Genomic DNA, 23082 nt, shown 5'->3' with positions numbered 1-23082 from the left:
CTTCTTTTTATATCCAACCCTTTTCTTCCGCAATTGTAATTGCCTCAATTCTATTTTTCGCATCGAGCTTCGTTAATACTTCAGAAATATAATTACGTACTGTGCCCGGCGAAAGATAAAGTGCCTTCGCAATTTCGTTTGCCGTCTTTCCTTCTTTCGCAAGCAACAATACTTCCTTTTCGCGATCTGACAACGGATTTTGCTCCTGCCATAAGCCAAACATTAAATCTTGGGAGACCTCTCGTTTCCCCTTCATTACATTACGAATTGCTGCCGCTAAATCTTCACTTGGGCTATCCTTTAATAAATAGCCGTGCACACCAGCTTTCATTGCTCTTTCAAAATATCCCGGCCGTGCAAATGTTGTTAAAATCATTACTTTGCATGATGATTTTTCTTTCTTTAACGCTTCAGCAACATCTAATCCACTTTGAATCGGCATTTCAATATCCATAATACTTATATCCGGTTTTAACGATTCAATTAATTTTAGCGCCTCTTCCCCGTTTGCCGCTTGTCCAATTACTTCGATATCATCTTCTAGATCAAGCAGAGCCCCTAACGCACCACGAAGCATCCGCTGATCTTCTGCAATAATAATTCGGATCATGCCCTCACCTCATCTTTTCCTGTTCTAATAACAACTGGAACTTTTACTGTTAACAACGTCCCTGGATTGATTGTACCTAGTTCAACAAATCCATCAATAAGAGCAATTCGTTCTTTCATGCCACGAATACCATTTCCATCATGATTTTGATCTGTTAAACCAATTCCGTTATCTTCTACTTTCAAAATTAGTTCACCTTGTGATTCTAATACAGAAACTGCGCACCGCGTCGCCTTACTATGTTTTACAACATTTGTAACGGCCTCACGTAAACACATCCCGACAATATTTTGTTCAATTGGTGATAACGAGCTCGATCTTGCTTCTTGCCTCACTTCTAATTCAATATTAGCTGCTTGTAAGATTGCTTTTATTTGCTCTAGCTCTTCTTCTACCGTAATCATACGCATATCAGAAATTAATTCTCTCAGCTGTTTTAAGGCTGTACGAGACGTTTGTGTAATTTCCTTCGCTTCCACACTTGCACGCTCCGGATTTTTCACAATTAACTTCTCTACAAGCTGGCTTTTCAAAGTAATAAGAGATAGCGTATGTCCTAATGTGTCATGAAGATCTCTTGCAATCCGCTGCCGTTCTTCACGTTTTACTAAGTCTTTAATTTGCTCGTTCGCCTCATCTAATTGATTTCTTAACATCTTTTTCTGATTAAAATTACGCATACCAAATGGCGTAAGAAGCATTAAAATAAACATCGGGACGATATTTACTAAACTTGTTGGTGTTAGTTGATTCATATTTACAAATACAAATGCTCCAAGCATTATAACTAACGAGCATAACAGCACTTGAAATACTTTCTTATTCGGCGCAAATCCCATCGCACTTGCTGTGAAAAAGCCAAAAAATATCATAAAAGGATTATAAAATAAAGCAAATAAAAAAATGAGTATCATTTGAATGCATGCCCATAAAATAAACGTCTTCTGAACAAAATAAAGCTGACGGTATGTGATAATAAAAAGTATCAACATACCGCTCCCTAGCACAAGCTTCCATCCTGATGCTTGTGCTAAGTGATAAATTGGAAATAATAGATAAACAAACCACATGTACGGAAAGAATCCCATATGTTTCGGAAAAATCTCAATCCTCTTCTTCTCTATCATTTATACCGCTTCCTGTCTTTTTCTTATATATATTGATACTACAACAAATATAAGGAAATAACCTCCTAATACCGCGATATTTTCCCATCCAATTGATTTTCCAGCTACAATATCCCACGCACCACTTCCGAAATGGTATGTTGGTGTCCATTCACCAATCGTTCTTAATATTTTTGGGAATACTTCAATCGGCATCCATAACCCGCCAACTATAGCTAAACTCATATTTAAAATATTAGCTAAGCCAGCAGCTGCGTCCGCCTTCTTAATGGAACCTATTACTGTTCCTAACGCTAAAAATGGTGTTACCCCTAACAATAACCATAACCCCGCACCAATCCATTGCCCTACCGTTAACTCAACATGATTAATTAGTATCCCTGCAATAAAGATAACTAATATTGAAAAAGCATTTACTACTGTTTGAGCGATAATTTTTGCTGTTAAATATGCTCCCTCTGGAAGCGGTGTAATTTTTAGAAGATGTGTCCATCCTTGCCCTCTTTCCTGAGAAAGCCTTACACCGAAACTAAAGAGTGCAGTCCCTACAATACTGAAAGTTGCCATCGAAATTAAATAATGTGCTTTCCACGCATCTCCGTTTTGTGGTACTTGAACAACATTTGTGAAAATGTAGTAAAACATAACAGGCATTAATAATGAGAAAAAGATAAATAATTTATTGCGGAATGTACGTAAAATTTCTATTTTGCACTGCATCCATAACGCTCTCATGCGATTTCCTCCTTCTGATTTGCAACGAATTGTTCAAATGCCTCATCAAGACTTCCACGTTCAACTGAAACATCTGTTACAGGTAAACTCCCTTGATAAATGGCTTTTAAAGTTGCATCCGTATCCTCCGTTGTTAAAATGAAGCGGCCTTCGTTTGACTTTACTTCTATTACATTTGGTAATTCCTTTAGTAATTTTGTAGGAATGCTTTCCTTTGAGTAAAATGTGATTGTTTTTCTCGAAATCGTTGCTTTCATTTCGTCTGGTGTACCATCTGAGATAATCTTTCCGTTCGCAAATAATAAGATACGATTTGCTAAAGCATCTGCTTCTTCTAAATAATGCGTCGTTAAAATAATCGTTTTCCCTTCACTTGCTAACTTTCGAATCGTTTCCCAAAACGTTCTTCGAGACGTAATATCCATTCCGACTGTCGGCTCATCTAAAAATAACAAATCCGGATTTCCCGCAAGTGCAAGCGCAAAGTTTAACCTTCTTTTTTGCCCACCTGATAATTTCTCACATCTTTGCTTTCGCTCTGATTCTAAATTTGATAACTGCAGTAACGTTTCTTTCTCTATAGGATTCGTATAATAACTACGGAATAACTCAATTGCCTCTTCCACCGTAATACTATCAATGACACTTACTTCTTGCAGCATCGCACCGAGGCTATTACGAACATCTCTATGCTTTGGACTCTTTCCAAATATAGAGACCTTACCTTCCGTTGGTTCCTTTAATCCAAGCATCATCGACATCGTCGTTGTTTTCCCCGCACCATTTGGACCAAGCAACGCTACTATTTCCCCTTTATTTACATGAAATGAAACATTATTTACTGCGTTTTTATGTTTAAATGTTTTAGAAACATCATTTACTTCAATAATCTTTTCCATCTCTCCACCCCCGCTGTTTCTTATATTTACATTGTATTCCTTGGAAAACTTAGGAAACAGTATGATGCGTCATGACATCGATATGACAATTGTCATGTATTCTTTATGAGAGGAATCAACCTGCATACCGCAAGCGAGTAGCAGGACGAAAATAAACATGATACAATCGGATAAGATATATATTCGAGGAAGGACAGTGGTTTTCATGATTATTCGTAATGAACAAGATTTAGAAGGCTTACGAAAAATCGGCCGCATCGTTGCGCTTGCACGTGAAGAAATGAAAAAACAAGCGAAGCCAGGTATGACAACGAAAGAGCTTGATTTGATCGGTAAAAAAGTATTAGATGAGCATGGTGCTATTTCTGCACCTGAAAAAGAATATGATTTTCCAGGTGTAACTTGCATTAGTGTAAATGAAGAAGTTGCTCATGGTATTCCAGGAGATCGTGTATTAAAAGATGGCGACTTAGTAAACGTCGATGTATCCGCTGCACTTGATGGCTATTATGCAGATACAGGCATTTCATTTGTTCTTGGAGAAGACGAGGCAAAAGAAAAACTTTGCCAAGCAGCGGTTGATGCATTTTGGGCAGCAATGAAAAGGGTTAGAGCTGGCTCAAAACAAAATCAAATTGGTCGTGCTGTTTCAAACTTCGCACATAAAAGTGGATACAATGTTATCCAAAACTTAACTGGTCACGGCATTGGTCTTAGCTTACATGAAGCACCAAATCACATTTTAAGTTACTATGACCCAATGGATAATGCGCTTCTAAAAGACGGTCTTGTTATCGCTGTAGAACCGTTCATCTCTATGAAAGCTGATCATATTATTGAACGTGGTGACGATGGTTGGACATTCGTTACACCAGATAAAAGTCTTGTTGCACAATGTGAACATACCGTTGTCGTAACACGCGGTGAACCAATAATCTTAACAGAAATCTAATACCAAAAACGGCTGTTTTGTAGATTTATTCCACATAAAACAGCCGTTTTTTATTTTTGGGAAAATATGTGAACTAGTGTTGAACTCTTTATCATTTAAGTATATAATCTTTAGCGGAGGTTACTTAAGCTTATCTTTACTAAAAAGATATTGTAACTAAGGAGTAAAACACCTTCTTTCCTATTGTTTAAACAGGCTCAAAAATGACCGTAGTAACGTGTTAGTCGAATATTCTGTAATCCTTATATTTCTCTAACAATGTAAGAAACTATCACCTTTCAACTTCGGTCCACTAATCGCACAACTCTCTTTAGACAAAATAAATGACTATTTTCAAAGTACATATTGTCTTCATTCTGACCAAAACCAACCCTATCTAGATTTTTATTTCCACATAACTTTAAGGCAAAAATAAGCCTTCACAAAGGGATACACTACATTGGTTAGTATGTATCGTAAAACTTACCTTTATAACCATTCTTTTTTACTAGATATACATGAAAACTATCTCACATATAAAGGTCTGATATCATTATTTATATCAGTATTTTTTTCGACATTTTTTGTCGAATTGTGTATATTTCCATAGAACTGTGTAAATATACATTTTGTTTTACGTTAAATAATATTGCTTTGAACATAATTCTGTTTGTCTGAGAACGCGTATAGAAACGGAGGGATAACAAAAATAAATAGCTTATAACAAATACTTTTAATATTCCATTTGTTCATGTGGAATAAGTCCCCAATGGACAAATGAATGTTCAGAGGAGGAAAAATGAAAAAACTTTTTAATGTATGTTTAATTGTATTCGTACTATTTTCGCAACTTGCTAGTTTTCCATACAATCAAGTAAAAGCGGAAACCTTAACAGGAGATTCCTTATTTGACACTGTTGAAATGAAAGATGCGACGAATCATATTATTGACGAAGCAAAAAATCCTAACAATTTAATAAAGATAGGATCAACCATTCAAGTAGAATACGCTTGGTCAATAAAGGATCAACAAGTTGCACACGCAAATGATACAGCAGTAGTTCAAATACCACTTGCATTAAAAGTATCTAAAGATTTGCAAGGGGATTTAGTAACAGATCAAAAAAATATTGGTCAATATTTTATAACAGCTAAAGATAATAAACTAAAATTAATATTTAATGATCAAGTAGAAAATTTGAAAGACGCTAAAGGAAAAATTAAAGTTGATACCGTGTTTAACTCAACTTTAAAACCTGGGGAAAAATCTGTTCAAATCGCTTTTCCTTTAGGAACAATGGTTCAGCCTATATCAGTTCCTGTTCAAGTAGAAAACTCTAAAGAAGATGGCACCAAACAGGATACTAATAAACAAGCGCAAGATCCAGTAGCTAAACCTGTTACTGACAATCCGGAGCAAGATCCAGCAACTAAAACTGTTACTGATAATCCGGAACAAAACCCAGCAGCTAAAACTGTTACCGATAATCCGGAACAAAACCCAGCAGCTAAAACTGCCACTGATAATCCGGAACAAAACCCAGCAGCTAAAACTGCCACTGATAATCCGGAACAAAACCTAGCAGCTAAAATTGCTACTGACAATCCAGAACAAAAGCTATCAAGCGACCCTGCTGAGAATACAAATTCAGGTCCAAAGCAAATAACAACAAACATTTTAACCGGTGTAAAGTTGACGGATAAAGACGGAAAACCATTTACAGAGGATAACCGTCCAAGTACAGATTCCCCTGCCAATATTGAGTTTACATGGGAACTTTTAAAGTCAATGAATGTGAAAAATGGAGATTACTATATTTTTGATCTTCCTAAACATTTTAAGATTTACAATACAATTAACAGTCCTTTATATGATAGTGAAAACCATCAAATTGGTAATTTTACTGTTACAAAAGATGGAAAAGTCACGATGACATTCAACGATTATGTTGAAGAGCATCCAGATGTTGCTGGTAACCTACAATTAAAGACAGAATTTAATAAAGCTGAAATTAAAGGTACAACAACACAAGAAATTCCTTTCCCGATTAAAGATAAGGATGTTTCTATTACAGTTGACTTTAAGCCTAATGTACAAACAGCTACGAATAAAAAAGGATTACCTGATAGACCAATTAATACAAATGAAATTAATTGGAAAGTAGAGATGAACAAAACGCAAGACACCCTTAAAAACGCTATTTTTAAAGATAACATTCCACAAGGTACAAACTTAAATAAAGATTCTATTAAAGTTTATTATTTAGAAGTTGATGTTAATGGGAATGTAACGCGTGGTGCAGAAGCTGAGCCAACAGATTACAATATTATTTCATCAGATGGCTCAAAATTGGAGATTGCTTTTAAAGATTCTATCAATAAAGCATATCAAATCGAATATGCCACAAAAATTACTGATGAAAATATTAAAAGTTTCCGAAATAACGTTACGATAACGAGTGATAATCAAAAGCAACAAAACGCAAGCTCTACTGTAACGGTTTCTCGTGGTACACACTTAAATAAAACAAGTAAATATGATCCAAAGACGCAAACAATTGAGTGGACAATTACTTACAATGGTGATCAAAGAGAGATCAAAAAAGCAGATGCGATTTTAAAAGATATTTTTGACGATACACACGAACTAGATGCAAATTCTATTGTTGTAAAAAACGCTTCATATAATGAACAAGGAACGCTTGTAACAGGAGACGCTGTTAATAATTACACTGTAAGTAACAAGAAGAATGGCTTCGATTTACAGTTTAATGATGATATTAATAGTGCTTATGTGATTACCTATAAAACCAAGCCAACTAATAAAGTTATAGAAGATGGAAAAGTAAAAAATAAAGTTACAGCTGATAATGATTCAAGTAAAGAAAATGAAGCTAGCTTCAAGCAGCAAAATATTATTAAATCTAATAATAAAGCTGAAACAAATTATAAAGACAAAACAACAACTTGGACAATTATAGTAAATAATAACAACTATCCATTAAACAACGCGATCATTACGGACACCTTTGATCATGGTGGATTACAATTAAAAGATAAGAAACTAGAAATTAAAGACGGAAATTATACCCTTCAGGCTGGGACTGACTATATTTTAGATACAACAGATAAAGGCTTCAAAATTACTCTTATAGGTACGTATCAGTCTAATATGACAAAGACATTAGTCGTAAAATATACGACAGACTTTGATTATACAAAGCTAGAAAGTGGTAAAACTTCATTTAAAAATACAGGTAACCTATCTTGGATAGATACGGATTCTAATCCACAATCAAATAAGGTTGAAGCTAATTTTGATCCTGATACTTTCACAAAAGCAAATGGTTATAAATACGGTTCTTATAACGCCCAAACGAAGGAAATTACTTGGATAATAGGCTTTAACTATAATAATGTTGAGATTAAAGATCCTTATGTTATAGACGTCATACAAGATAAACAAAAGTTAGTGCCTGGATCCATTGAAGTGCGCGATATGATTTTAAATGGAAATCCTAATAATGCACAACCTGGTAATGCTGTACCAACTGAGCAATATGAACTTGAAGAACCTACAGAGAACAATAAAAACACCCTAAAGGTTCATTTCAAACAATCAATTAATTCACCTTACTATATTATCTTTAAAACAAGCCTTGATGGTGAACTTATCCAAGGTACCTACAAAAACGAGGCAGATTTAAAAGATGGCTCTAAAATTGTAAACACCCTTACAGGTGACACTCAAGTAAATAAAGGTGGCAGCTTCGTTACTAAAAAAGCTGTGCAAGACGACAACTATATTAATTGGAGTATCGCAATTAACGAAAGCCAATCAACCATTGCAGATGCCGTTGTAACAGATGACCCAACCGAAAATCAGGTAATTGTGGAAGATTCATTCCACTTATATCCTACAACTGTTGATCCATATGGAAATTTAACAAAAGATACAGTAAACGAATTAAAAGAAGGAACAGACTATAAACTCAAAATAACAACAGACAATAATACCGGAAAGCAACATTTCGAAATTGCCTTCTTGAAAAAAATTGATCGAGCTTATATTTTAGAATATCGCTCACTTATTAATGCAGACGATAAAGAAAAAGTAAGTAATAAAGCGAAAATCACAGGCAATAAGTTGACAGTTAAAAACACAGAAACTACTGAAACGATTGAAGTGAGAATGTCTTCTGGTTCAGGCGGAGGATCTGCTACTAAAGGCCGTGGAAACCTTGAAATTATAAAGGTAGATAACGACAATAAAAACGCACTATTAGCTGGGGCAGAATTTACTTTATACGATCGTACAGGTAAAACTGTTATCCGTAAAATTACAACAGACAAAGACGGTATCGCTAAATTTAATAATTTAAAACGCGATAAATATTTATTAAAAGAAACAAAGGCTCCTGAAGGCTATGTAATTAGCTGGGATTTAAAACAAGGGAAAATTGTTGAACTTGGTACACAAGAGACTACAACATATAAACTTGCAAATAAGAAGTTTGTCGGTAAAGTAGTTTTAACAAAGTCTGATGACCTGAATAAAAACGTCACACTGCAAGGTGCCGTTTTCACACTACTTGATAAAGATAAAAAAATAATTTCAGAACACGAAAAATTAACAACAAATGATAAAGGGCAAATTACTGTAGATAATTTAAAACCAGGAACTTACTATTTAAAAGAAATAAAGGCTCCTGAGCATTATCAATTAGATGATCGACTTATTGAATTTACAATCGAGGAAGATCAAACAACAGTAATCAATAAAACGGCCCAAAACAGCTTAATTAGAGGCTCAGCTATCCTAACAAAAGTTGATAAAGAGGGTAATACTTTAGAAGGTGCTGTATTTAGTGTACGGGACCAAAATAACAAAAGAATTCCTGGTTATACCAAATTAACGACAAATGGTAACGGACAAATCGAAGCGAAAAATTTACTTCCTGGAGAGTACCAGTTTGTTGAAGAGAAAGCACCTGAACATTATGAAATAGATAAAAAACCGCTTAAATTTACAATTGAAAAAAGCCAACAGAAAGCACTTACTGTTACCGCGACAAATCACCTCCTTAAAGGTGGTGTCACTTTAACGAAAGTCGATGATGTCGATGGCACTGCCCTTGAAGGTGCTGTATTTAAAATTGTCGATGCGAATGACGAGAAACAAGTAATTCGTGAAAATATAAAAACAGGTTCAGATGGAAAAGTTACCATTAAAGATCTAGAGCCTGGTGTTTATAAATTTATCGAAACAGAAGCTCCTAAGGATTATACGTTAAGTACAAACCCTATCGAGTTTACAATTGATAAAAGCCAACAAGCTCTTGCTACTGTTACGGCAAATAACAGCTTAAAAACGGGCGAAGTTGAATTATTAAAAGTTGATGAGTTTGGTGAGAAAAAACCACTTGAAGGTGCAGTATTCAAGCTTGTCGATACAAATAATAATGACGTTTCCCCTTACACTAACTTAACTACTGATAAACACGGTAAAGTTAAAGTTAGTAACCTACGTCCTGGTACGTATAAATTCATTGAAATAGCTGCTCCTGAACATTACGTTTTACGAGCAGAACCTATTGAATTTACAATCGATAGAAGTCAGAAAGAAACTCTACTTGTGAAAGCTGAAAATGCTTTAAAACCAGGAGATGTTGAATTAACAAAAGTTGATGATATCGATGGTACAGCTCTTGAAGGTGCTGTATTTAAAATTGTTGATGCAAATGATGAAAAGAAAGTCATTCGCGAAAATGTAAAAACTGGTGCGGATGGTAAAGCTATCGCTACTGGCTTACGCCCTGGCGATTATAAATTTATCGAAGTAACAGCACCGAAGTATTACGACAAAAATACAAAACCAATTAAATTTACGATTACAGAAAGTCAAACAACTCAGGCTACTGTTACCGCTAAAAACAGCTTAACAAAAGGCGGTATTGAGTTAACAAAAGTGAATGCTGCAGATGAAAAGGAAACACTTGAAGGTGCAGTATTTAAAATCGTTAATAGAGATACTAATGAAGATGTTCGTACGGACCTTGTTACGAATAATAAAGGAATGCTAGTTGTAGATGACTTACGTCCTGGTAACTATAAACTTATCGAAACAAAGGCTCCAACTTATTACGATGTAAATGTAGAACCAATTGAATTTACAATCGAAAAAGGACAACAAAAACTCCTTCCACTTACATTTAAAAATAGTTTAACGAAAGGAAAAGTTAAACTTATTAAAGAAGATGATGTGGAAAGTAGTAAAGCTCTTGCCGGCGCTGTATTCACATTGCAAGACCCAACTGGCAAAGAAATTATGAAAGATTTAACAACAGATGATCACGGAGTATTAGTTATTCCTGATTTAGCACCAGGGGATTATCAATTTATCGAAACAAAAGCCCCTGAACATTATAAATTAGACAAAACACCTATTAAGTTCACAATTAAAAAAGGTAGTAAGGAAGATCTTCCTATCCCTGTTACTGTAAAAAATAGTTTACTTACAGGTGGCGTCACTTTAACAAAAGTTGATGATGTTGATGGCACTACTCTTGAAGGTGCAGAATTTATAATCGTTGACGCTCATGATACTAAAAAGGTAATTCGCAAAGGTTTAACGACTGATAAAAACGGTAAAATTACTGCTTCTGATTTACGTCCTGGAGACTATCAATTTATTGAAGTAAAAGCTCCAAAAGACTATACCTTAAGCAAAGACCCTATTCCGTTCACTATCGAAAAAAGTCAAAAAGAGAATATTACTGTTACCGCTACTAACAGTTTAAGGAAAGGTGCAGTAACATTAACAAAAATTGATGACATCGATCGTACGATGCTCGAAGGTGCAATCTTTAAGATTGTGGATATGAATGGTAAGGAAGTTCATACGAATCTTGTTACAGATAAAAACGGAAAAATTTCTGTTTCTGATTTACGCCCTGGAGACTATCAGTTCATTGAAACAAAAGCTCCTGAGCACTATGTATTAGATGAAACAACGATTCCATTTACAATTGAAAGAAGTCAAACGAAAGAGATCAATGTTACAGGCAAAAATGCTTTAAAAAAAGGTAGCGTTGAACTAACAAAGATTGACGATATTGATATAAATACAAAACTTTCTAACGCCGTATTTAATTTATTAGATGCAGACGGTGAGCTAGTGGAAGAAGGCTTAAAAACAAATGCTGAAGGTAAAATTGTTGTTGAAAATCTACGTCCTGGTACGTATCAATTCGTTGAAACAATTGCTCCTGAACATTACGATTTAGATAAAAAACCTATCGTATTTACAATTAAAAAGAGCCAAACTGAAACTCTTCATATCACTGCTACAAATGCTTTAACAAAGGGTGCAGTTAAACTTTCTAAAGTAGACGATATTGATGGCACTGTTCTTAAAGATGCAGTATTTAAAATTGTTAATATGAACGGTGATGTAGTTCATAAAGACCTTGTTACAAATGAACAAGGAATAATCGAAATTAACGACCTACGTCCTGGTGATTACCAATTTATCGAAACGAAAGCTCCTAAGCATTACGTTTTAGATGAAACACCAATCAAATTCACTATTGAAAAAGGACAGAAGAAAGTTATTTCTTTAACTGCTACAAATAGCTTAAAACAAGGTAGTATCGAATTACTTAAAGTTGATGATTTAACCACTCAAACAAAACTTGCCGATGCGGTATTTAATTTACTAGATCAAGATGGCAAAGTACTTAAAACAGATTTAAAAACAAACAGTGAAGGTAAAATCGTTATCGAAAACTTACGTCCTGGTACGTATCAATTCGTTGAAATAACGGCCCCTGAACACTATGATTTAGACAAAAAACCAATTATATTTACAATTGAAAAAAGCCAAAAAGATATTGCTACCGTTACTATGAAAAATAGTTTAACAAAAGGCGGCGTGGAACTTTCTAAAGTGGATGACGTCGATGGCACTACTCTTGAAGGCGCAGTATTTAAAATTGTGGATATGAATGGCACTGTAATTCGCAAAGATCTTGTTACGAATCAACAAGGTAAAATTAGCGTTTCTGACCTACGTCCTGGTGATTATCAATTCATCGAGACAACGGCTCCGAAACACTACGATTTAAACAAAGAGCCAATTCCATTCACAATTACAAAGAGCCAAGCTGATCCTATCTCCGTTACAGCTACAAATAGCTTAACGAAAGGCGCTGTGGAACTTTCTAAAGTGGATGATGTAGATGGTACTGCTCTTAAAGATGCGGTATTTAAAATTACTGATATGAATGGTAAAGACATTCGTACTGAGCTTACAACAGATGTACACGGAAAAATTTCTGTTTCTGATTTACGTCCTGGGGACTATCAGTTTGTTGAAACGAAAGCTCCTAAACACTATAAATTAGATAGTACACCTATTAAGTTTACAATTAAGAAAAGCCAAAAAGAAAAGCTCCAAGTTACTGCTACAAATAGCTTAACTGAGGGTGCTGTAGAATTAATAAAAGTGGATGATATAAATTCAGATACAAAACTTTCTGATGCAGTGTTTAACATCATCGATGCGAAAGGTAAAATTGTTCGCACTGATTTAACTACTGATAAAGATGGGAAGATTTCAGTTTCTGATTTACGTCCAGGAGATTATCAGTTCATTGAAACGAAAGCTCCAACTGGCTATGATTTAAACGTTAAACCAATTCCTTTCACAATTACGAAAGGACAATCTCAGGTTACCTCTGTTACAGCCTTAAATAGTTTAACAACAGGTTCAATTGAGTTAACTAAAGTTGATATTGATCACCACGGAACACTTGAAGGTGCCATTTTCAATATTTTAGACCAAGATGGAAAAGTCATCCGAGAAGGTTTAAAAACAGACCAACACGGAAAAGTAATCGTAAATGATTTGAAACCTGGTAATTATCAATTAGTAGAAACACAGGCTCCTAAAGGCTATCAATTAGATGCATCACCAGTAAACTTTACAATTGATAAAGCCCAAGCTACACCACTACAAATTACAGTTTCAAATAAAAAGATTGAATCTTCGTCAGGTGGAGATGACAAGCCAGTTACTCCTCCAAATAAAGAAGAAAACAAAGGCAATGAAACATCTGAGAAACACAAAAACGGAACTTCTGAAGAAACATCAAATGAAACAGATAACAAACAGCAAGATGATCGAAATACGGATAAACACCTTCCAAATACAGGTCATAAAGAAGACCCTACACAAACATTAGGTATCGTCCTTCTACTAGCTGGATTATTAAGTATTTTAGCTACAAAACGCAAAAAACATTATTAATAAAGTTTTTACATCCAATCAATCTCTCAATTGATTGGATGTTTTTTTATACAAAAAGGACGATACATAAAGTATCGTCCTTTTAACGGGGTGAGGCTGCCCAAAAGTACGGAAAACCTTTGAACAGCCTCTTATTTTCATATGGATGCCTTACATATATCACTGATAATAATTATGAAATGCGGAAACATAATTACCATCAACTGATTCAAACATGAGAAATGAAACCCTACAGTGGTTCCATTCCTCTACATAATCTAAAGTTTGGGTACACTAGATTCATGCAATGTAGGAGCTTTCAGAGTAGAAAGCGAACCTTCGTTTAAAATGATAGCATACATATCTCCCTCAAAAATATGCAAATATGCATATATCGTTTTTTTATTTCTCAATGTCAGAATATTGAAAAATAAAAGGTGTGAAGGTAAAATAAAGTCATTATCCGTCTTCTTTTGTCAGTCAGAGAGAATAGAAGAATAGGAGAGGAAAAAATGAGAAAATCATTGAAACAAAAAATAGTAAGCTCTTTGCTTGCTGTATCACTTGCTGTTAGCTTAGCTCCAATTGGGCAAGCAAAAGCGGATTCCACGTCAGAGGTTACACAAACTCCATCTATTACAAAACAGATTGATCCAAACCGCGCGATTGAACATGTTCGTTTCTTATCTGAAACAATTGGTCCTCGCCCCGGTGGAACAAAATCCGAAGAATGGGCTTCTCGTTACATTGGTATGCAGCTTAAATCAATGGGCTATGAAGTAGAATATCAACCATTTCAGGTGCCCGATCAATACGTTGGATTCATTGAATCACCCCTATCAACAAAACGTAATTGGCAAGCTGGTGCTGCTCCTAATGCACTAATTTCTACAGAAGCTGTTACAGCTCCCCTTATCTTTGTTCAAGGTGGGACAAAATTAGAAGATATTCCAAATGAAGTAAACGGTAAAATTGTTTTATTTGAAAGAGGAACGACAGTTACCGACTATAATAAACAAGTTGAAAATGCTGTTAGCAAAGGTGCAAAAGGTGTTCTTTTATACAGTTTAATTGGCGGACGCGGAAATTATGGGCAAACTTTCAATCCTCGTTTAACGAAAAAACAATCTGTACCTGTATTTGGCCTTGCTTATGCGCAAGGAAATGCATTTAAAGAAGAAATTGCGAAAAAAGGAACTACAATCCTTTCTCTAAAGGCAAGACATGAATCTAAATTAACATCTCAAAATGTTATCGCAAAAAAGAAACCAAAAAAGAGTACAGGTAATGAAAAAGCAGTCGTTGTAAGTTCGCACTATGATAGTGTTATCGGAGCACCTGGCGCAAATGATAATGCTTCTGGAACTGGATTAGTATTAGAACTAGCTCGTGCTTTTCAAAATGTAGAAACTGATAAAGAAATTCGCTTTATTACCTTTGGTTCTGAAGAAACTGGATTACTTGGTTCGGATTATTACGTGAATAGTCTATCCCAAAAAGAACGCGACCGTATTTTAGGTGTCTTTAACGCCGACATGGTTGCAACAAATTATGATAAAGCAAAGAATTTATACGCTATGACACCTGATGGCTCTACAAACTTTGTAACAGATGCTGCCTTGCAAGCAGGTAAACAACTAAATAATGACCTCGTCCTACAAGGTAAATTCGGTTCTAGTGATCATGTTCCATTTGCTGAAGCTGGTATTCCTGCTGCTCTATTTATTTGGATGGGTGTCGATAGTTGGAATCCATTAATCTATCATATTGAGAAGGTATACCATACACCTCAAGATAACGTATTAGAAAACATTTCACCTGAACGAATGAAAATGGCATTAGACGTTATCGGAACAGGTGTTTATAACTCGCTTCAAAAACCTGTTACTCAAACTGAACAGAAAGCTGCTTAATCAATAAAAGACCACTGATTTTTATCAGTGGTCTTTTATTGAGAAAAAATATATATGCATAAAAGCATATTTTATCCTACTCATTATCGTATACAATATTAACTGTAACAATACCGATTACAACTTATAAGGAGGCTTTTTCTATTATGAAAAAAATGATTTTAGCAGGTGCGTTAACTTTAGCAGGAATTACCGGCGCTACCGCGTTTATTCCTGAAACAAAAGTCGCTGCTGCCGCTCAAGAACAAAGCTTTACAAAATTTTATTCTTTGCAAACTGGAGGTAGTTCTGAACAAGAACCTGTTTTCCTTCAAAAGGGACAAGAGTTAACAATTCAACCTAACAGCAAAACTCCTAGTTACAGTGTTTATGACTCAAATCATAACCTTATTGGACGTTATTCTGATGGTTACGGCCGAATTTTCACTGCAAAAACAGATGGAAATATGTACGTTCAATTTCATGCACCTTACGTTTACTATAGTCCTGTTAGTTTTTCTGTTACTTATACTATTCAATAGAAAAGAGGTCCTTTATAGGACCCTTTTATTTCTCTTCCCAATTCACTTTTACAAATCCATCTTTTACTTTTAATCCGCTTATATTCAATACATATTCCTCATTTGCTTTTAAAGTAACTGTAAAAGTACCTTTTTTCGATTCACAAATTTCCTTTAACTCTTTTATACCTTCTCCTTGTCTTTCATACACACTAAAACATAAGTTTCCTCGTTTTGCATCTGTCTCATAAGAAAATGTCACTTCTGTATCCTTTTCATACTGAAATTCAATATCCTTACCGGCAATATCCCATGATGAGAATTTTGCCTCGTAACTTGTTTTCCCTTGCTTCTCATTTGCTAAATATATATCTCCGGCTCTCCACGCATCATCTAACGTTTGTGCAAAAGTAAAACCACTAAGTAATACAAACATTGTGCTTGCCAATATCGCAACTAATGTTACTTTCTGTTTTTTAACAAAATTCACCTTACGTTCTCCTTCAACCTTCTTTTTACTTCTTCTTGCCATATATAATAAAAACCCAATAAAGAATGGTAATATAACTGCTAAAATACTCCATCCTTTGCTCATTTGATGTGCTTTAGCATCTGTATATACCCATGACCCAACACATATTAAAAGTGCTATAAAAGCCAAAAACATTGTAATCCCAGCTATCTCAAATACTACAAATGGATTAGCGAACTCTATCATGTAATTTATACTCCTTCTTTAAAAACGACTGTATTACAACATATATCGGAATGTATACGTGCATCGTAATCACACTTGCTATCAGCATAGGAATTTTATGATCCAAATGAGTGATAAATTGTTCTATAACAATTGTTAACAAAACAATCCAAATGGTGTGAATACAAATCATCCATTTCCTCTCTAACTTCTGAGCCTTTCGCACGCCCTGCTTCGTGTTATTTATTAGCTCTTCGCTTGGAGTTATCTCTTCTGCTAAGCTACTCTTTACCTTCTGTTCAAATTTATCTTCTGTCATAAACGAACCCCTCCAAATGTTCTCGCATTTGCTTCTTCGCATAATTAAGGCGATATTTCACTGTACCAATCGGTATATTTAATATTTCGCTCATTTCTTTATAAGAGTATTGTTCATAATAGTAGAGTACGAGCACGGTTTTATATTTTTCATTCAATAGCTGTATAACTTCCCGTATCATTTCCGCTTCCACTTTTTGAATAAATTCTTCTGATATATTCACATCATCTGCGAAATCTATTTCTCCACCATCTTCTTTATGAAATAAATCTAAGACGCGATCTTTCCATCTTTTCTTCTTGCGGTAAAAGTCATAAAATGTACGAACGCAAATTGTAGTAATCCACTTTTTATAATTATCCACATAAGAAAGTTGGTGCCTTGATGAAAAAACCTTTATCCACGTCTCTTGAAAAATATCTTCCGCATCTTCTTTCGTTTTCGCTAACTTATAGCATAAGGAATATATTTGCTGCTTATATATATCAATTAATTCTTCTATCTTTTCTTCCATCATAAGCCTCCTGTCATTTATATAAGACGACGCAAATTCCCCTTTTGTTTGATAAATTTTTTTTATTATCTCCACATAAAAAAGCAATCACAACATCGTGTGATTGCCTTTTATTTAAAAACGAAAGTCCGCTTCCGCTTTTCTTTATGTCCAGCTCTGCCTCCTAGCCCCTTCTGTCTAAGAACCTTCCTCACGAGAAGATAAAATGCATCTTCTGTTGGAAAGAACCTTAGCCTTCGGGACTAAACAATCGGCTCCGCTTTTCTTTATTGTCCAGTTCCAGCGGCTAGAATACTCGGTGGCTTCGCGCCTTCCTCCGAGGCAAAGTACACCTCTCTGTCAGGAGCTCCATCCCCCTCCTATTCTAAACGAGCCGCTTCCGCTTTTCTTCATTACATTTTTTCTGGTGCAGATACTCCTACGATTGCTAATGCATTTTGAAGTGTAGTGCGTACTGCTTTCATTAACTCATAACGAGCTTTACTTAATTCTAAGTTATCTTGGTTTAATACTTTTTCTGCATTGTAGAAGCTGTGTAATGTTGCTGCTAATTCAAATGCATAGTTTGTAATACGGTGTGGCAGACGTTTTTGTGCTGCATCCGCAACTACAGCTGGGAATTCACCAAGTTTTTTCAGTAACTCTACTTCTTTCTCAGAAGTAACAAGTTTATAGTTCACATCTCCATCTACAGCTAATCCTAATTCTTCGCCTTGACGAAGGATACTGCATACGCGAGCATGAGCATATTGTGCATAGTATACTGGGTTTTCATTAGATTTTGATACAGCTAAGTCCATATCGAAGTCTAAATGAGAATCACCGCTACGCATTGCGAAGAAGTAACGCATTGCGTCCACGCCTACTTCTTCCATAAGCTCACGAAGTGTAACTGCTTTACCCGTACGCTTACTCATCTTCATTTTTTCACCATTTTGGTATAGTTGTACCATTTGGATGATTTCTACTTCAAGCGTGTCTTTATCGTAACCAAGTGCTTGAATAGCAGCCTTCATACGAGGAATGTAACCGTGGTGGTCAGCACCCCAAATGTTGATTAACTTATCAAAACCACGCTCTAATTTATCACGGTGATACGCGATATCTGGCGTTAAGTATGTGTAAGAACCGTCGTTTTTAATTAATACACGATTTTTGTCATCGCCGTAAGTCATTGAACGGAACCAAGTTGCGCCGTCTTCTTCAAAGATCTCTTCACGCTCTTTTAATACAGCAAGAGCTTGATCGATTTTTCCGTTTTTGTATAGTGATGTTTCTGAGAACCATACATCAAATTTAACGCGGAAGCTTTCTAAGTCTTTTTGAAGTTTTGCTAATTCATATTTTAAACCGTACTCACGGTAGAATTCATAGCTTTCTTTTTCATCAGCTTTCGCATAACGATCGCCGAATTCTTCTGCTAAACGTTTACCAATTCCAATGATATCCGCACCATGGTAACCGTCTTCTGGCATTTCTTTATCTAAGCCTAAAGCTTGCATGTAACGAGCTTCAACAGAAAGAGCTAAGTTATGAATTTGGTTACCAGCATCATTAATGTAGTACTCACGAGATACATCGTAGCCTGCTTTTGCTAATAGGTTACATAAAGTGTCACCTACTGCCGCACCACGTGCATGTCCTAAGTGAAGGTCACCTGTTGGATTAGCAGATACGAACTCAACTTGTACTTTTTCACCTTTACCAGTATTCGTTTCACCGTAAGCTTCACCAGCGTTTACGATTGTTGGAATTAAATCTGTTAAGTAGCTATTATCCATATAGAAGTTAATAAAACCAGGACCAGCGATTTCGATTTTTTCAATAGAAGCTTTTGCTTTATCGAAGTTTGCAACTAGTTCTTCTGCAATCATACGAGGTGCTTTTTTCGCAACGCGTGCAAGTTGCATTGCCATATTTGTAGAGAAGTCACCATTTGTTTTATCTTTTGGAGATTCTAATACAACGTTTGGAATCTGTTCTTCTGTCGCTAATTCTGCCTTTAATACAGCAGCCTGAATTTCTTCTTTAATCAATCCTTTTACTTGTTCTAAGGAATTCATTATTTTGCCTCCTTCAAATTAATTGTAATAGTATATCTGCCAGCTTCTTGTTCACTTAGAAGCAATGCGTAAGTTAAGAAGAGTTGTCCTTTTTTCTTTTCATCCGACCATTTAAAAAGAACGTTATCAGTCTTTGTTTGCAATGCAAACGTACCAAGTTCACTCGTATACGTACCAGTTGTCCATTCACCTTTCACATGCGTCTGACGCATAGAAACAGCACCTGAACGCATAATGAGAACTTGTTCATCTTGAATTTTAATAATTGTTTTCACTTCGCCTTGTTCGTTCGGCTCCTGGAATGTTACATATGTACCTTGACCTTTTACATAGTATTGACCATTTGCTTCAAAAGCAACGGTTTCCTTCCTCGCCCCTTCACGGATTTCTGTTACGAAATGAACGTGTACCGGCAAGCCTGCAAGTTGTTTCTCCACGTCTTGCACACCTTTCAAATGTTATAGATATTAAATACTACTTATAATAAATCACTTTTCCTATCATATCAAAAAAAGACTCTGTCTGTCTGCTGAAAAATCAGGAAAACTCCATTTCAAAAAATAATTCACTTCTACTTTATTTTATATGATAAAATATTTTTTAAATCTAAATATTCTTTCAATTAAAGAGGTGAATATAGTGATACCAACAAAGTTAAAAAAGGGTGATGAAATACGGGTGATTTCACCATCGTGTAGTTTAAGTATTGTTTCAAATGAAAATAAAAAATTTGCTATAAAAAGATTAACCGACATGGGCTTTCAAGTTACATTCTCAAAATATGCCGATGAGATAGATCGATTTGCTTCCTCTTCTATTTCTTCCCGCATTCAAGACCTCCATAAAGCATTTAGAGACCCTAATGTAAAAGCTATTTTGACGACACTTGGCGGATACAACTCCAATGGTTTATTGAAACATCTCGATTATGATCTAATTCGTAAAAATCCGAAATTTTTCTGTGGTTATTCAGATATTACTGCTTTAAATAATGCAATTTACGCAAAAACAGGTCTCGTTACATATTCAGGACCCCATTTCTCTTCCTTTGGAATGGAGAAAGGGCTCGAGTATACAACCGATTACTTTTTAAAGTGCTTAACTTCTAATGAGCCTATTGAAGTCCTGCCATCTGAAACATGGAGCGATGATTCTTGGTATATAGATCAGAAAAATCGAGAATTTATTAAAAATAAAGGATACGTTTCAATTCAGGAAGGAGAAGCTACGGGAGATATTATCGGTGGCAATATGAGCACATTTAACTTACTGCAAGGTACACCATATATGCCAAATTTAAAGGACAAAATTTTATTTATTGAAGAAGATAGTTTAACTGGAACATCTACTCTTAAAACTTTTGATCGTTATTTACATTCCCTTATGCAGCAGCAAGATTTTGAATACATAAAGGGAATCGTTATAGGAAAGATGCAAAAAGGTGCAGAATGTACGATAGAAGACATTCAAGAAATGATTGCTTCAAAACCTGAACTTGCACATATTCCTATCATTGCAAACGCAAGTTTCGGGCATACAACCCCGATTTTCACTTTCCCAATTGGTGGACGTGCAAAAATTATTTCTAACAAGGAAAAAACATCTATCACTATTTTAACGCACTAAAAAGGAGCGAATGAGTCGCTCCTTTTATGGTTTTTCTATTTTTTCCAACGCTTTTTGTGGAATAGATTCTTTCGGGATTTCAGCCCATCCTTTTCCTTGCATACCTTTTGCATAAATTTTTATAAACGCCCCCGTATGCAATTCACGGTTCATCATTCTTTTAATGATCTGTAACTTTCCGTCTTCTGTATACCCTTTAAAAGTATACAAGTATTCTCCGTCTTTTTTCTCACCTTTATCTATAACCGCATAATAATCTTGTATTTCTTTATTTGAAAAGAAGTTGTCTACAAAAGCATGTACACCTTCTGTTTTTGTGTTCAAATAATACGCTGTTCCACCTAGAATAATGGCGAATACAGCTAAAACTTTAATTACCAATTTCATACATGAACCTCCTGTTTGCACTTCTTTCTCACTAGTATTATATCTATACTTGTATTATACGGAAAAGAGCATACTATACTCTATCTAAAAGTCTTACACTTTCCTTACATTATTGTAAGGGATTTTTCTTACAGCAAGTTCCCAAGAAAAAATTTTTCCGTTTCATACACTTTTATATTATTATTGAATGATACGAATTTTTATTACAAAAATCAAAGGAGACAGTTTTCAAATGGCTATCTTGCAAGGTTTAGCACTATTACTTGTTGTACTTTGTCTATTTACACTTTTTAGTTACCGTGCGCCTTATGGAATGAAGGCGATGGGTGCTTTAGCTAATGCAGCAATCGCAAGTTTTCTTATTGAAGCATTTCACCGTTATATAGGTGGGGAAATGTTTCATAATGACTTTTTACAATCAGTAGGAGAAGCTTCCGGTAGTATGAGCGGTGTCGCAGCAGCGATTTTAGTCGCATTAGCAATCGGTGTTTCCCCCGTATACGCTGTTTTAATTGGTATCGCTACTAGTGGATTCGGTATTTTACCAGGATTTTTCGCTGGATACGTTTGTGCTTTCGTCGTGAAATTTCTCGAAAAGAAATTACCAGCTGGCGTGGAATTTTTAGCAATCCTATTTATCGCTGCACCAATCTCACGCGGAATGGCAATGCTTATGGATCCGCTTGTTAACGCAACACTCGGTAAAATCGGTTCTATGATTTCAGTTGCAACTACAGAAAGCCCTATCATTATGGGTATTATGCTTGGTGGATTAATAACAGTTATTTCTACCTCTCCACTGAGTTCTATGGCACTAACTGCAATGCTTGGATTAACAGGTTTACCTATGGCGATTGGTAGTCTTGCCGTTGCGGCCTCAGCCCCGATGAACTTTATTTTCTTTAAACGATTAAAAATTTGTTCAAAGAAAGATACAATTGCTGTAGCAATCGAACCTTTAACACAAGCCGATGTTGTCTCAGCAAATCCAATTCCAATCTATATGACAAATTTCGTTGGCGGTGCACTTGCCGGTATTATTACATCGCTATTCCAGCTTGTTAATAATGCACCAGGAACAGCATCACCAATTCCAGGTCTTCTTGTCCTATTCGGATTTAATGATGTTGTAAAAGTAACAATTGCTGCTATATTATGTGGAATCGTTACCACTATTGTCGGATACATTGGATCTATTGTGTTCCGTAAATATCCAATCCGCTCTGCTGATGAAATTCGCGGAGTTACTTCGGAAGAGAAGGTTGCATAAGAAAAAGAGCTATTCCCATCGTTTGAGAATAGCTTTTTTTGTGTTGCGTAACGGTAATTGAAATTATATCAGCGGTTTTTTCAATATATCAGCGCAACTCGAATTATATCGGCGATTTTTTTAATATATCGGCGCAACTCGAATTATATCGGCGATTTTTTCAATATATCGACTTACCGACACATAACGACAAAATAAGAGC

The 23082-nt window shown here is 35.4% G+C and carries 16 protein-coding genes; 6 read left to right on the top strand and 10 right to left on the bottom strand.

Annotated features, from left to right (window positions below; translation table 11 throughout):
* Positions 1 to 7: 7 nt before the first annotated feature.
* The 4 genes from AU379_RS18130 to AU379_RS18115 are packed head-to-tail and all read right to left on the bottom strand — an operon-like array spanning position 8 to position 3371.
* A complete protein-coding gene (locus AU379_RS18130) occupies positions 8 to 610 on the bottom strand; it encodes a response regulator transcription factor (protein WP_000619245.1) in 603 nt (200 codons plus the stop codon).
* Complete coding sequence (locus AU379_RS18125) at positions 607 to 1737, bottom strand: sensor histidine kinase (RefSeq protein ID WP_000570611.1); 1131 nt, start codon at positions 1735 to 1737, stop codon at positions 607 to 609. The genes AU379_RS18130 and AU379_RS18125 overlap by 4 nt, the downstream gene beginning before the upstream one ends.
* Entirely contained in the window at positions 1738 to 2472 is a 735-nt protein-coding gene (locus AU379_RS18120; protein WP_001202431.1) for an ABC transporter permease, read from the bottom strand. It abuts the gene before it with no gap.
* A complete protein-coding gene (locus AU379_RS18115; protein WP_061139584.1) occupies positions 2469 to 3371 on the bottom strand; it encodes an ABC transporter ATP-binding protein in 903 nt (300 codons plus the stop codon). Before AU379_RS18115 ends, AU379_RS18120 begins: the two co-directional genes overlap by 4 nt.
* 157 nt (positions 3372 to 3528) lie before the next feature.
* Between AU379_RS18115 and map the strand changes: the two genes are divergently transcribed.
* The 4 genes from map (at position 3529) to AU379_RS18095 (ending at position 16025) form a co-directional block, all read left to right on the top strand.
* Entirely contained in the window at positions 3529 to 4323 is a 795-nt protein-coding gene (map, locus tag AU379_RS18110) for a type I methionyl aminopeptidase (RefSeq protein WP_157462681.1), read from the top strand.
* Positions 4324 to 5101: 778 nt separating this feature from the next.
* Positions 5102 to 13612: a SpaA isopeptide-forming pilin-related protein gene (locus AU379_RS18105; RefSeq protein ID WP_061139582.1), complete on the top strand. Its 8511-nt coding sequence runs from the start codon at positions 5102 to 5104 to the stop codon at positions 13610 to 13612.
* 491 nt (positions 13613 to 14103) lie between these two features.
* The gene (locus AU379_RS18100; RefSeq protein ID WP_061139581.1) at positions 14104 to 15504 is read left to right on the top strand and encodes a M28 family metallopeptidase; all 1401 of its coding nucleotides are present in this window, start codon (positions 14104 to 14106) and stop codon (positions 15502 to 15504) included.
* Between the two features lie 146 nt (positions 15505 to 15650).
* Positions 15651 to 16025 carry a hypothetical protein gene (locus AU379_RS18095; RefSeq protein ID WP_000738223.1) on the top strand — a complete coding sequence of 125 codons (375 nt, stop codon included), beginning with the start codon at positions 15651 to 15653 and terminating at the stop codon, positions 16023 to 16025.
* Positions 16026 to 16050: 25 nt separating this feature from the next.
* Here the strand turns inward: AU379_RS18095 and AU379_RS18090 are convergent, their stop codons facing one another.
* The 5 genes from AU379_RS18090 to AU379_RS18070 form a co-directional block, all read right to left on the bottom strand.
* Positions 16051 to 16722 (bottom strand): ECF-type sigma factor negative effector, encoded by a 672-nt coding sequence (locus AU379_RS18090; protein ID WP_044585033.1) that lies wholly within the window; start codon positions 16720 to 16722, stop codon positions 16051 to 16053.
* Entirely contained in the window at positions 16706 to 17020 is a 315-nt protein-coding gene (locus tag AU379_RS18085) for a hypothetical protein (protein WP_000133820.1), read from the bottom strand. Before AU379_RS18085 ends, AU379_RS18090 begins: the two co-directional genes overlap by 17 nt.
* Positions 17007 to 17534, bottom strand: a complete 528-nt coding sequence (locus tag AU379_RS18080; protein WP_000391479.1) for an RNA polymerase sigma factor — start codon at positions 17532 to 17534, stop codon at positions 17007 to 17009. The genes AU379_RS18085 and AU379_RS18080 overlap by 14 nt, the downstream gene beginning before the upstream one ends.
* Positions 17535 to 17926: 392 nt before the next feature.
* On the bottom strand, positions 17927 to 19597 hold the full coding sequence (argS, locus tag AU379_RS18075) for an arginine--tRNA ligase (protein WP_001086446.1): 1671 nt from the start codon (positions 19595 to 19597) through the stop codon (positions 17927 to 17929).
* Positions 19597 to 20034, bottom strand: coding sequence for a DUF1934 domain-containing protein (locus AU379_RS18070; RefSeq protein ID WP_000414867.1), 438 nt, complete (start codon positions 20032 to 20034; stop codon positions 19597 to 19599). The genes argS and AU379_RS18070 overlap by 1 nt, the downstream gene beginning before the upstream one ends.
* A gap of 202 nt (positions 20035 to 20236) precedes the next feature.
* Here AU379_RS18070 and AU379_RS18065 point away from each other — a divergent pair, with 202 nt between their 5' ends.
* The gene (locus AU379_RS18065; RefSeq protein WP_000613231.1) at positions 20237 to 21223 is read left to right on the top strand and encodes a S66 peptidase family protein; all 987 of its coding nucleotides are present in this window, start codon (positions 20237 to 20239) and stop codon (positions 21221 to 21223) included.
* A 24-nt stretch (positions 21224 to 21247) separates the two neighbouring features.
* On the opposite strand, the gene AU379_RS18060 is transcribed toward AU379_RS18065, so the two are convergent.
* Positions 21248 to 21610 carry a YxeA family protein gene (locus AU379_RS18060; protein WP_000779920.1) on the bottom strand — a complete coding sequence of 121 codons (363 nt, stop codon included), beginning with the start codon at positions 21608 to 21610 and terminating at the stop codon, positions 21248 to 21250.
* Between the two features lie 232 nt (positions 21611 to 21842).
* Between AU379_RS18060 and AU379_RS18055 the strand changes: the two genes are divergently transcribed.
* Positions 21843 to 22880 carry a PTS sugar transporter subunit IIC gene (locus AU379_RS18055; RefSeq protein ID WP_000996332.1) on the top strand — a complete coding sequence of 346 codons (1038 nt, stop codon included), beginning with the start codon at positions 21843 to 21845 and terminating at the stop codon, positions 22878 to 22880.
* Positions 22881 to 23082: the final 202 nt, after the last annotated feature.

This window comes from Bacillus sp. JH7 (genome assembly GCF_001563515.1).
Taxonomy (GTDB): domain Bacteria; phylum Bacillota; class Bacilli; order Bacillales; family Bacillaceae_G; genus Bacillus_A; species Bacillus_A cereus.
This window is presented reverse-complemented; position numbering and strand designations above follow the sequence as displayed.

What these genes read in the sequence shown, in the direction of transcription:
- AU379_RS18085 (WP_000133820.1), bottom strand. Translation starts at nt 17,020, where the DNA reads ATGACAGAAGATAAATTTGAACAGAAGGTAAAGAGTAGCTTAGCAGAA.
- AU379_RS18130 (WP_000619245.1), bottom strand. Translation starts at nt 610, where the DNA reads ATGATCCGAATTATTATTGCAGAAGATCAGCGGATGCTTCGTGGTGCG.
- AU379_RS18125 (WP_000570611.1), bottom strand. Translation starts at nt 1,737, where the DNA reads ATGATAGAGAAGAAGAGGATTGAGATTTTTCCGAAACATATGGGATTC.
- AU379_RS18105 (WP_061139582.1), top strand. Translation starts at nt 5,102, where the DNA reads ATGAAAAAACTTTTTAATGTATGTTTAATTGTATTCGTACTATTTTCG.
- AU379_RS18060 (WP_000779920.1), bottom strand. Translation starts at nt 21,610, where the DNA reads ATGAAATTGGTAATTAAAGTTTTAGCTGTATTCGCCATTATTCTAGGT.
- AU379_RS18120 (WP_001202431.1), bottom strand. Translation starts at nt 2,472, where the DNA reads ATGAGAGCGTTATGGATGCAGTGCAAAATAGAAATTTTACGTACATTC.
- AU379_RS18080 (WP_000391479.1), bottom strand. Translation starts at nt 17,534, where the DNA reads ATGGAAGAAAAGATAGAAGAATTAATTGATATATATAAGCAGCAAATA.
- AU379_RS18090 (WP_044585033.1), bottom strand. Translation starts at nt 16,722, where the DNA reads ATGATAGAGTTCGCTAATCCATTTGTAGTATTTGAGATAGCTGGGATT.
- argS (WP_001086446.1), bottom strand. Translation starts at nt 19,597, where the DNA reads ATGAATTCCTTAGAACAAGTAAAAGGATTGATTAAAGAAGAAATTCAG.
- AU379_RS18055 (WP_000996332.1), top strand. Translation starts at nt 21,843, where the DNA reads ATGGCTATCTTGCAAGGTTTAGCACTATTACTTGTTGTACTTTGTCTA.
- AU379_RS18115 (WP_061139584.1), bottom strand. Translation starts at nt 3,371, where the DNA reads ATGGAAAAGATTATTGAAGTAAATGATGTTTCTAAAACATTTAAACAT.
- AU379_RS18100 (WP_061139581.1), top strand. Translation starts at nt 14,104, where the DNA reads ATGAGAAAATCATTGAAACAAAAAATAGTAAGCTCTTTGCTTGCTGTA.
- map (WP_157462681.1), top strand. Translation starts at nt 3,529, where the DNA reads ATGATACAATCGGATAAGATATATATTCGAGGAAGGACAGTGGTTTTC.
- AU379_RS18095 (WP_000738223.1), top strand. Translation starts at nt 15,651, where the DNA reads ATGAAAAAAATGATTTTAGCAGGTGCGTTAACTTTAGCAGGAATTACC.